Origin of the sequence: Brevibacillus massiliensis (assembly GCF_000311785.1) — a bacterium.
Taxonomy (GTDB): Bacteria; Bacillota; Bacilli; order Brevibacillales; family Brevibacillaceae; genus Brevibacillus_C; species Brevibacillus_C massiliensis.
The window spans coordinates 323,621-333,986 of the sequence record NZ_HE978536.1; the positions used below are offsets into that span (position 1 = coordinate 323,621).

14 protein-coding genes are annotated in these 10,366 nt (G+C 52.2%); 3 read left to right on the forward strand and 11 right to left on the reverse strand.

What is annotated here, in order from left to right; translation table 11 throughout:
- Nucleotides 1–37 precede the first annotated feature (37 nt).
- From HGBM_RS05460 to modA, 9 genes are all read right to left on the reverse strand, one after another.
- Nucleotides 38–298, reverse strand: a complete 261-nt coding sequence (locus HGBM_RS05460) for a hypothetical protein (RefSeq protein ID WP_019120080.1) — start codon at nt 296–298, stop codon at nt 38–40.
- Nucleotides 295–1,071, reverse strand: coding sequence for a YheC/YheD family protein (locus HGBM_RS05465; RefSeq protein ID WP_019120081.1), 777 nt, complete (start codon nt 1,069–1,071; stop codon nt 295–297). The genes HGBM_RS05460 and HGBM_RS05465 overlap by 4 nt, the downstream gene beginning before the upstream one ends.
- The gene (locus tag HGBM_RS05470) at nt 1,068–1,352 is read right to left on the reverse strand and encodes a hypothetical protein (RefSeq protein ID WP_019120082.1); all 285 of its coding nucleotides are present in this window, start codon (nt 1,350–1,352) and stop codon (nt 1,068–1,070) included. Before HGBM_RS05470 ends, HGBM_RS05465 begins: the two co-directional genes overlap by 4 nt.
- Nucleotides 1,349–2,479, reverse strand: coding sequence for a 2-aminoethylphosphonate aminotransferase (locus tag HGBM_RS05475; protein ID WP_019120083.1), 1,131 nt, complete (start codon nt 2,477–2,479; stop codon nt 1,349–1,351). The genes HGBM_RS05470 and HGBM_RS05475 overlap by 4 nt, the downstream gene beginning before the upstream one ends.
- A gap of 20 nt (nt 2,480–2,499) precedes the next feature.
- On the reverse strand, nt 2,500–3,636 hold the full coding sequence (aepY, locus tag HGBM_RS05480; RefSeq protein WP_019120084.1) for a phosphonopyruvate decarboxylase: 1,137 nt from the start codon (nt 3,634–3,636) through the stop codon (nt 2,500–2,502).
- A 3-nt stretch (nt 3,637–3,639) separates the two neighbouring features.
- The gene (gene aepX / locus HGBM_RS05485) at nt 3,640–4,533 is read right to left on the reverse strand and encodes a phosphoenolpyruvate mutase (RefSeq protein WP_019120085.1); all 894 of its coding nucleotides are present in this window, start codon (nt 4,531–4,533) and stop codon (nt 3,640–3,642) included.
- Between the two features lie 147 nt (nt 4,534–4,680).
- Complete coding sequence (locus tag HGBM_RS05490) at nt 4,681–5,337, reverse strand: ATP-binding cassette domain-containing protein (RefSeq protein ID WP_019120086.1); 657 nt, start codon at nt 5,335–5,337, stop codon at nt 4,681–4,683.
- 6 nt (nt 5,338–5,343) lie between these two features.
- A complete protein-coding gene (modB, locus tag HGBM_RS05495; RefSeq protein ID WP_019120087.1) occupies nt 5,344–6,039 on the reverse strand; it encodes a molybdate ABC transporter permease subunit in 696 nt (231 codons plus the stop codon).
- A 27-nt stretch (nt 6,040–6,066) separates the two neighbouring features.
- The gene (gene modA / locus HGBM_RS05500) at nt 6,067–6,924 is read right to left on the reverse strand and encodes a molybdate ABC transporter substrate-binding protein (protein WP_019120088.1); all 858 of its coding nucleotides are present in this window, start codon (nt 6,922–6,924) and stop codon (nt 6,067–6,069) included.
- A 430-nt stretch (nt 6,925–7,354) separates the two neighbouring features.
- Between modA and HGBM_RS05505 the strand changes: the two genes are divergently transcribed.
- Together HGBM_RS05505 and HGBM_RS05510 are read left to right on the forward strand one after the other, a co-directional pair.
- The gene (locus tag HGBM_RS05505; RefSeq protein WP_019120089.1) at nt 7,355–7,684 is read left to right on the forward strand and encodes a hypothetical protein; all 330 of its coding nucleotides are present in this window, start codon (nt 7,355–7,357) and stop codon (nt 7,682–7,684) included.
- A gap of 215 nt (nt 7,685–7,899) precedes the next feature.
- On the forward strand, nt 7,900–8,328 hold the full coding sequence (locus HGBM_RS05510) for a hypothetical protein (RefSeq protein WP_019120090.1): 429 nt from the start codon (nt 7,900–7,902) through the stop codon (nt 8,326–8,328).
- Nucleotides 8,329–8,402: 74 nt separating this feature from the next.
- On the opposite strand, the gene HGBM_RS26670 is transcribed toward HGBM_RS05510, so the two are convergent.
- On the reverse strand, nt 8,403–8,747 hold the full coding sequence (locus HGBM_RS26670) for a hypothetical protein (protein WP_147512812.1): 345 nt from the start codon (nt 8,745–8,747) through the stop codon (nt 8,403–8,405).
- Nucleotides 8,748–8,853: 106 nt separating this feature from the next.
- Nucleotides 8,854–9,156 (reverse strand): hypothetical protein, encoded by a 303-nt coding sequence (locus tag HGBM_RS26675; protein WP_019120092.1) that lies wholly within the window; start codon nt 9,154–9,156, stop codon nt 8,854–8,856.
- A gap of 215 nt (nt 9,157–9,371) precedes the next feature.
- Here HGBM_RS26675 and HGBM_RS05525 point away from each other — a divergent pair, with 215 nt between their 5' ends.
- Nucleotides 9,372–10,289, forward strand: a complete 918-nt coding sequence (locus HGBM_RS05525) for a helix-turn-helix transcriptional regulator (RefSeq protein WP_019120093.1) — start codon at nt 9,372–9,374, stop codon at nt 10,287–10,289.
- Nucleotides 10,290–10,366: the final 77 nt, after the last annotated feature.

Genomic DNA, 10,366 nt, shown 5'->3' on the forward strand with positions numbered 1-10,366 from the left:
TGAAACCGGACAGCAAGACGCGAAAGCTCAACAACGGCTATGATTGAAACTTTTCCCTCAACTCGTCAATCTGGCTCTTGCTCACCCCATGTCGCAACAGAAGCGATATCAGTGTCGCTTGCGATCCATCCTGCAGCATGTTTTTGAACATGCCGATCAGCTGGTCAATCTCCTCTGCCGAATACGATTTTCCCGATTCTTTGGCTGTCAGACTGATCAGCTCTTTCAATGTCTCTTCGTCAGTCCATTTCTCTTTTGGCACGCTTTTGATCCGGTTCATGATCTCATCAAGATTCAATTCTCTCCCTCCTTTCCTCTGTATTCCTGGATCGCCTGGTACATCGATTGATCTTCCAGGGCGAGAAACAGGTAGTCATGAGGTTTGAAATTGACTTCGATGATCCACGGATTCCCCTGCGGATCAAAGCACATGTCCAAGCCGAGTTCGCGAATGCCCGGAAACCGCTGTTGAAACCGCCGGGCAACCAGCAGTGCGGCTTCATCCAAATGGGACAACAGTGCTTTTTGCGAATGCTTGCGCAAGGGTGAGCGCTCGAGTACCGTTTCCACGGGGAGAATCGCAGCGCCGAGATTCACGTTCGTTATGGCATAACCGCTGCCGGCCCACTTCGCCAATTTGCCCGTCACAGTCCACGGAGAATCGTTTTTCCGCTGCACCATCACTCTGATGTCAAAGGGGCGATCCTCTGCCTCAACGAGGGGAATCCGCTGCTGAATGATATAACTTGCAGCAAGCAGCTGACGGATATCTATTTCGTTCAGATAGGGAATATAGTCCCGCATGATTTCATTCGCGAGGACAGAAAAGAGCTCGTGGTTGGCTGCCGTCTGCCTGGTCAAGGTAATCTGGACGAGAGAGCGGTCATTTTCGGCGGATGTTACGAGCAGGATCCCTCTCCCGCCGCTTCCGTCGATCGGCTTGAGAATGATGGAACCGTGCTTTTGGAGCAGCTCCTGCAGGTGATCCGCCGTCATCAACCGCGTCTGCGGCAGCATGGAACGGATTTGTTTCTCTCCGTGAAGAAACAGATATTTCTCCCATTTATTCATTCTGTATCCATCCCCACCAAAGTGCTTTTAGCCGGGGCTTCCGGCATTTGATCCTCTTTTGTACGCCTTGATGCGGTCGTACATGTCTTTGTCCCCCAGCTTGCGAAAATGGGACATCGCCCCACTCCGTAAATCCGGTGTTTCGGGAAGGAACGGCTCAGCCTCTCCGCTGACAGCAGCGCGACCCGTTCAACATGGGACAGCAGCATTTCCTGGGAGTGCCCGCAAAGTGTCGATCTTCGCAGCGCAGTTTCGACGTGCAGCATCTTCCCCTTGCTCACCGGTCGTCCCCCTTGCCGCAGGTATGACCGTTCTGCCTGAGGTACTCCTCCAGCAATTGCAAAAACGCTTCTATATCCTTGTAGGTAATATCGCCGATATTGGCGATTCTGAAGGTTTTTGTCCCCTCGATTTTCCCGGGGTAGATCGTAAACCCGCGGCTGTACAAATAGTCGTGCATATCGTTGAAGTCGTATCCCCCGCAGTCCGGTTCGAGGACGGAAGTCAGGATTTTGGAGTGATGCTGCTTTGGCACGATCGTGGCAAGCCCCAGCCGGGCAAGCCCGTCTGTCAGGGTTTCCCACGATTTGCTGTACCTTTCGTACCGTCCGCTTACCCCCTCCAGCTTCAATTCATCTATCGCCTGCTTGAGCGCATACAAGGTCTGCACAGGCGGGGTGAAGCGCATCTGCCGGGTCGTCGAAAAGAACTTGTATTGCGCGTATACATTCAGGTAGTAATTTCTCGGTTTCCTCTGCCGCATCGCCTCCAATTTGCCCCGCTCGGCGATGACAAATGAGATGCCTGCCATCCCCTGCAGGTTTTTATTGGAGCTTGCCGCGAGAAAACTGGCATTCATCTGCTTCATGTCAATCGGGACGGCTGCATACGAGCTCATCGCGTCGACCAGCATCTCAATCCGGTGCCTGCGGCAGATCTCGCCAATCAAAGCGATGTCGTTCAGCAGGCCGGTCGTCGTCTCGTGGTGAACCACAGCGAGCTGGGCTATTCTTCGCGGAGCGGTTTCGATCATGGACTCCAGCGCAGCCAAGTCAATCGCATCGTCAGCAGGGCTCTTGAATTCCAGAAAATGCAGGCCGTACACTTCTGCAATCTCGCACATCCGCTTGCCGTAGGCACCGTTGTTTACGATGATCACCGCATCCTCGGCCACGGCAGAGGTCAGCATCGCTTCAACCGCTGCCGTACCGGAGCCGCCGAACAGGACGGTCGTGTACTCCGCGGGGTCCGCCACCAGCCGGGCAAGTTCCACAGATACGTATTCCATCAAATTGCCAAATTCGCTTTCACGGGGACATATGTCAGGCACGACCTGTGCGTATTTCACCGTGTCGGTCGTCGTCGCAGGGCCCGGATTCAGTAAAATGTTTCGCTTTATCCCCTGCATAAGGACTCCCCTTCCGCAAGTTAGGATGGTTTTTGAACAAACCTCTGCAAGCGCTCTTTTACTTCGGCAGGCTTTGTCTTGGGACGGCCGAGCTGTTCGCTCGAGCCTGCCGCAATCCGCATGTGGAGAAACGTCAATCCTCGCCTCTGCTTCCATTCTTTGATCGCGGCTCCCAGTTCTTCCAGGCTGTGGACATAAGCCGATGTTTCGTAACTGCACGCGGCGGCAATCGCCGCGAAATCAGTGTGGTTGGATACCGTTCTCTGGCCGCCGGTCGAATCGTGGGCGTTGTTGTCGAGCAGGATATGCAGCATGTTGGGAGAGCCGTAATAGCCGTTTGTCGCCAGGCTCCCCATGCGCATCAGCAGCGAACCGTCTCCATCGATGACGACGATATCCAAATCCCTCCGGGTCAGGGCCAATCCCAGCCCAAGCGAACTGACACAGCCCATCGAGCCGACCATGTACAGATGATTGTCGGCGTCTTCGATCTCGTACAACTCCCGGCCGGTTTTTCCGGTCGTAGCGAGCAGTACGGTGCGGCTCCCTTTCAATGAGTGAATGACGGCGAGGGCTTCGCGGCGGGTCGGCAGCTGATCCGCCCTGTTTTTGAGCGTTTTGCTTCGATTGAACCGGGTTGGCGTTGGTTGTCTTTGCAGGGGCTCTGCGGTAAAGACCCCTTTTCTGACGACGAAGAAAAACGGCTGGTTGCCTTCGATGCACTGGTTTGCTTGCCGCAGCTGCCGCTTGGCTTCCTCCAAGTCGGCAGACAGGTACAGCCATCTCACCTTCATTAAATCCAGCAATTGTGTCGTGATCTGACCCATCAGTTCGTGCTGCGGTTCATCAGGTACTCCAGGTTCCCCCCGCAGGCTGACAAAGCCCAGCACCGGAATCTGAAAAGGGTAGTTGAGCGAGACCAAGGGGGACACGGCGTTCGTCAAGCCTGAATTTTGCATCAGGACAACCGGTTTTGTTCCTCCCAAAAAAGCGCCGGCCGCAATCGCCACGGCATCTCCTTCGTTTGCCGCGGCAACGTATTCGCATTCATTGATCGCGTAGTTGATCAGATTTTTCAGCAGAGAGCACGGGACGCCGCTGAAAAAGGCAAACCCCAGGTTCTGCAGTTCCGTTCCGAATTCGTTTGTCTCCAGCATGAATCAATCCCCCCGAATCGATTTTTGGGAAGGGAGATACTTCTTTTCGGCGGCTTGAAGTTCGTCCGCCTGCTGCAGCCGGAATACCTCATCCAAGGGTGCCACGCTGCCCTCTGCCTCTTTGATGCTCTCCTGGAGAAAAATCTGGCGGGAAATGGTTTGCATCGCCTGAATGGATGCCCGCAGATTGTGGTTCGCCCAGATGACCAGGCTAATCCCCAGCTCCGCAAAGCGTCTGGTGGGAGTGGCGAAGTATTTGGTCGGGACGATCACGACCGGGTGCCTGCCGCCCCATTCCGCCATGAACGCTTCAATCTCTGCCGCATCTGCCCGCTTGCTGTGGATCAGGACAGCATCTGCGCCGGCTTGCCGATATGCCTCTGCCCGCCGCAGCGCTTCCGCCAGATCCCAGCCGGCAATAAAGGCTTCCACCCTCGCAATGACCGCGAAATCATCGTCATTTTGCACGTCTTTCATCGCTTTGATCTTGCCGCAAAACTCGTCGATCTCTGCAAGGGGTTGGGCCCTGCCATTGATGAATGAGTTGGTCTTGGGAAACAGCTTATCTTCAATGCATACCCCTGCAATATTTCGCTGCTCCAATTTTTTCACCAATCGCCTTGCGTTGTTGAAGTTTCCGTACCCGGTATCCCCGTCCAGGAGGATCGGCAGGCTTGAGGCGTCGCTCATAAATTCCAAAACATCCAGTACCTGCGTCCAGGAAGCCTCGTTGTTGTCCCGTACTCCCAGACTTGCCGAAACGGTTAATCCGCTGGCCCAAATCCCTTTAAAGCCAGCCTCTTCGACAATTTTCGCAGACAGGCCGTTGTGTGCTTCCATTAAGAACTCCAGGTTTTTCGACTGAATCAACTGCCTTAACTTTGCGGTTTTTTTCATAGAAGCATCCTTTCTTCTGAAGTCAAAATGTACAATAACTTATGAAAAAGCGGGGAAGAAAACCTGCGGCAACAGCCTGTTTTTCTCCATTTGTACACAAAAAAAGGCTAACCCCGCTTCGGGGTTAACCTTGACCATGTCAAAAATCTATGATTTGGCGATCATCGGCTTCTTGATCAATTTGTCGACGATCTGCCCGCGTTCGATAAAGTAGATGGCGTCGCCCAGCTTCTTGGCCTCTTCCAGATCGTGCGTGACGATCACGTACGGGATGTTCCAATCCCGATGCAGCCGCAGCAATTCCTCCTGACATTGCAGGCGCGTCTTTCGATCCAGCGCCGACAGCGGCTCATCCAGCAGCAGCATCTGCGGCTCTGTCGCCAAGGCGCGAGCCAGCGCCACTCGCTGCTTCTCCCCGCCGGATATCTGCTGGGGGTATTTGCCGAGCAGATGCCCAATGCCCAGCACCGCCACCAGTTGATCCACATGGGCCAAGGAGCCGGCCTTCATTCCGTAGCGAATGTTTTTTTCCACCGTCATATGGGGAAACAAGGCGTAATCTTGAAACAGATAGCCGATGTTGCGCCGGCGCGGGGCAACCGGCTTCGTTTTTCCATCAAAGAAGCAGACGCCGTTAAGCGTTATGTTGCCGGAATCGGGGTGGCTAAGGCCCGCGATGCAATTCAAGACGGTCGTCTTGCCGGAACCGGATGGCCCGAACAAGACGATGATCTCCCGGTCTGCCTCAAATGAGATCTCAAGGGGAAAGTGGGCCAATTGTTTGTTTATATGGATTGAAAACATGCCACATCACCCCGCCTCTTTCTGATTTGCATAGCGATTGATGTTTCGTTTGCTCCACCAGTTCAGCCACATCGTGGTACTCAGCCCAAGCGCTACGATGATCACGACCCAAAACGAGGCTTTGTCCATCTGTCCCGCCTCGACAGCAAAGTAGATCGCCACCGGAAGCGTGTCTGTCTTCCCCGGGATGTAACCGGCCAACATCAGCGTCGCTCCAAACTCACCCAGCGCACGGGCAAACGAAAGGACGAGGCCGGAGAGCAGGCCCGTCCAGGCCAACGGGAACGAGACTGTCCAGAACACCCTCCACTCCGATGCCCCCATCGTCCGCGCGGCGTTTTCCAGCCGGCTGTCGATTCCGCTGAAGGCTGCGACCGCGCTTTGGTACATGAGCGGAAAGGAGACGACGATCGAGGCGATGACGGCACCGGTAAGGGAAAAGACAACCTGTACGTCAAACCACTGCAAAAGCCATTTGCCGATGATTCCGTTTTTCCCGAAAGTGATCAAGAGGCCAAAACCGACGACGGTCGGAGGCAGGACCAGCGGCAGCAGCAGCAGCGACTCCAGAAAGCTTTTGCCGAAGAAGTTCTTCCGCGAAAGCAGCCTGGCAATCAGCACCCCCGCAAGAAAGACAACAAAGGTGGAAATGCCGGCTACCTTGAGTGACAGCAATAGCGGAGTCCAATTTGCATCTGGCACAGTTTCCACCTCCTGTACACCGCACCCTTACTGGGTAAATCCATATTTTTCCAATACCTCTTTGCCCTTGTCGCCCTGCAAATAGTCTAAAAACGCCTTCGCCTCGACAGGATGGGCCGCGCTGGCGACCACGGCGCCCGGATAGACAATCGGCTTATGCCAGTTGGAGTCGGCCGTCGCCAATACCTTTACCTGCTTGGCGATGACCGCGTCACTCGCGTAGACAGCGCCCAGATCCGCGTTGCCGGACTCGACGTAAGTCAGGACCTGGCGCACATCGTTGGCAAACACCAGCTTGCTTTGCAGCGAATCCCAAAGCTTCAGATGTTCCAACACTTCTTTCGCATACCTGCCCGCCGGGACGCTCTCCGGCTCGCCAATCGCAAAATGCTCGACCTTGTCCGGTGCGATCTGCTCAAAAGAGTCAAGCTGCAGAGAACTGCTCTTATTGGCCACCAGCACCAATTGGTTTTTGGCGAAATCGATACGTGTGTCCTGCTTGATCAGATTCTTCTCCTGAAGCTTGTCCATATCCTTCCCGCTGGCCGATAAAAAGACGTCAACCGGCGCCCCGTTTTCAATTTGCTGTGCCAGCTTGCCTGAGCTGCCGAAAACATATGTAAGCGTAACACCGGGATGCTCGCTCTCAAATCCGCTCTTCAGCTCCTGCAGGGCATCCGTCAAGCTGGCCGCGGCCGAGACCATCAGTTCCGCATCTTTGCCGGGTGTTTGCGCTCCCGTTTGATCCGTTTGGTCCGCGCCGGCGCCGGTTGCCGCCTGCTGCTCCGGCTGCCCGGCCGACTGTTGCTGTGTGACGCTGGAACAGCCAACGGGAACTGCCAGGATGAACAAGGCAGACAGCAGAATCGCCCATTTTTTTAACACGATAAAATCCCTCCCACAGTCTTCTCTTATGTTTAATTATAATTAGATATATCTAATTATAATTAAACATATATTGGTTAATTGTCAAACCTTTTGTAGCAACTCTATACAATTCTTCAAATTGACCAACAATTAAGTCAAGGAGGCGTCTATCTTCCCTCACCTGTAATCTATGAAATATTGGAAAAAATAGTATACCGAATTATGTGTATATTATTAAAATAGGTTATAATCAAAAATAAAAAATGGAGGAGTTTTTATGTTTTTGAGAAAAAATTGCTGAGTTCATTGTTAGCCTTTTCTATTGTAGGATTCTGCTTCCAAAAACGGAGAGAGTGCAGCTACTTCTGTCGAAAAGGTATCACTTGATCAAACAAAAGAAACAGTAGCTACATACATTTATCATCTATCGTCTCAACAAAAGAAAAATTTGATTAATGATCAGGATAATTTTACCAATAATAACAAATTCTTAAGGGAAATTATTCTTAATCTGCCAGCAGCAGAACAGCAAAAGTTTTATAATGAAATGAGAGGCATAGATAATGCTAGTAATACCAACCAGGAAAGAATAGCTCCTGCAGATGCATCTGATCGAATACTTAGATGGATAAGAGTAGCCGAAGCTTATCTTATTGAAAGGCAGGTTGCCATAACGGTTACCGAACACGCAGCAAAACGGGCATACGAATATGGAATTGAAGCAGCCTTTTGGGCAAGAACCGTATTAACCGGTGAAAGGTATTATGACGTTGTTTGAAGGCAGCTATATTGTGTACGATAAAGCAGCCAGATTGGCAATCGTCTTTAATAGCACAGTAACTAGGGCAATTACAACCTACCCGGGTATAGAAAAAAGTTGGAGATGGATTCCAAGTTATTTTAATTTTCCAACGCCATAAACCTTTATTCGTGGGAAATTAAAAGAAGAATTCTGTTAGGGATGACTCCAAAAAAGAGAGGGTGGGCGGCAAGATGGTTGAATTGTTAGACTTATGTTACGAGCAAACACAGTCAAAACTCAGCCTTCGTTTGGAACCAGATGATGAAGACTCATACAAGATTCATGTGTCGCTTGAATACGGAAATATAGGCCATCCGATACGACACACCTTTATCATTCTTCGCAGAGATATCGAAAAAATTATATCCTCTGTGCCTGTAACAGATCATAAAACATCGCGATGGATTTACACGATTGAGCCCAGTTTAACTTTTTTCATCACGCCGCAAGGAGTTCTAGAACAGAAAAAAATGTTTCTGTTCATCGTAATCCTGGATGCCGGGATGGCAAACAGCTCCTTTTCTACTGAAACCGGTCCCGCTCTCGCCATCAGAGTGACAGAAGATGATTTACTCGATTTTGCCCAGCAGCTTAGCGTAGAGGTAGCTTCCCTACTCTAACCTTAAAAGGGCTTCCCCATCAGCGGGAAGCCCGTCTTGTGAGACCGGAACGGTCCAAAGCGCCTGAAGAGCGTTTACCGCGCTATTTTGGTAACCTCGGCGGCTTTGCTTTGATCAATCGGGATTTTCCCCTTCCAACTCCCCTTCACCCTGCCGATTCGGCTGACGGCGACATTCAGATAGATCGGCTGCGGTAGCTTGGTCCCGCTTGTGAGAAAAGCGATGATCCCCTCGGGCTTGTCATTTACGGCGACACCTGTATCCACCTTGTTTCCTTCCGCATCGTCTCTGCCGGTTTCAATGACGTTCAACACGTTGAAGTCCTCTTGAACCGTAACAGCGGGATTTTCCGCTTGCTGTCCGTTTTCCTTCCCGGCTGTCAGCACATCCAGCCCTGTGGTATCAAACACATAAGACATTACAATGCCTTGGTCTGTGATTTTCTGATTAACAGAACGTGCATCTTTCTTGTGTCCTCCCTTTTGGCAAACAAAAAACAAGCCAAGGAGCGATATGTCCCTGGCTTTACTCCATTTTCGATTTTCCAAAGGCCTCTTTCAAACTTGAGATCGTACTTAATATATCATGGATTTGATTGACGCGTTCGCTGACGGCGTTCAAGTTGATTTTTGGCAATTTGGGAAGCTGCAGCAGCGACCTTCGTCTGGGCTTGTTAGCCTTCTGCCATTCTTGGTAATACTCCTGCAGCTTGTCGGGACTCTTCCGCAGTGTCCGGGCTTTTACCCCCTTGTCTTTCAGCCAATTTCCAAATTCAGGAGTCATCTCAACAGCCGTTTGTTCTTTCTTGTCCCTTTTTCTTCTCGCCATGCCCGATCCTCCATCATACAGATTTTTACGGTGATATATAGTACTATACGAATGGAAAACGGCAACGGTGTTCAACCATCCGCGGAGGAAATCGGGGTGACGGGAAGGTGGAAAAAAGGCCTCTCTCCTCGGGCATCCCGGGATATAATAGAGGTACTCGGTGCCGCAGGGCACTGCACTCGCACGGCACCGGGAATGATTCGAGGTGGACGCAAATGAACGACATTTCCTATACAACCGAAGAGATCGCCAAAATCCTGCGCATCTCCAAACTGACGGTATACGATCTGATCAAAAAGGGCGAACTGCCCGCCTACCGCGTCGGGCGGCAGATGCGGGTAGATGCCGTCGATCTCGAGGCGTACAAGTCCAGGGCAAAAGGGACACCTGTCGCCCACATGCCCGCCTCTTCCTTGAAAAGCGCAGCCTCCAGGCAAATCATCATCAGCGGGCAAGATGTCAGCCTGGATATGTTGGCCAACCATATCGAGGGGCAGACGAAATCCTATCGGCCGCTCCGCTCCTACGTCGGGAGCCTGAACAGCCTGATTGCCATGTATCAGGGGGACGCCGATGTAGTCAGCACCCATCTGTTCGACGGCGATACCGGTGAGTACAACATTCCGTACATCCGCAAACTGCTGATCGGGCATCGCTACGTCGTGATGAACCTCTTGTCGCGTTGGGCCGGTTTTTATGTACAGCCGGGAAACCCCAAGCAAATCTGCACCTGGTCTGATCTGCAGAAGCCGGGGATCAAAATGGTCAACCGGGAAAAGGGCTCCGGGACGAGGGTCCTCCTGGAGGAACAGCTTCGGCTCCACGGCATTTCATCGCAGTCCATCGCCGGTTATGAGCACGAAGAGGCCAATCATCTCGGGGTGGCCGGCGCCGTCGCCACCGGCGAAGCGGATGTGGGCATCGGCATCGAAAAGGCGGCTTATCTCGTCGGCGTCGAATTCGTCCCGCTGATGAAAGAGCGGTACGACCTCGTCATGCTGAGAACACCGCAGAACGAAGAGTGCATCAGGCTGGTCAGTGAGATTTTGCGGTCCGCTTCCTTCCAGGGCGAATTGGCCGCGGTGGGCGGTTACGATGTATCGCAGACAGGGCATATCTTGTATGAAGAATGACCAAAGCACAGACAACCAGGGGCGAATGACCTTGTCTCTTCCGGGTAATTAGACACAATTTTATTATATTTCCGGGC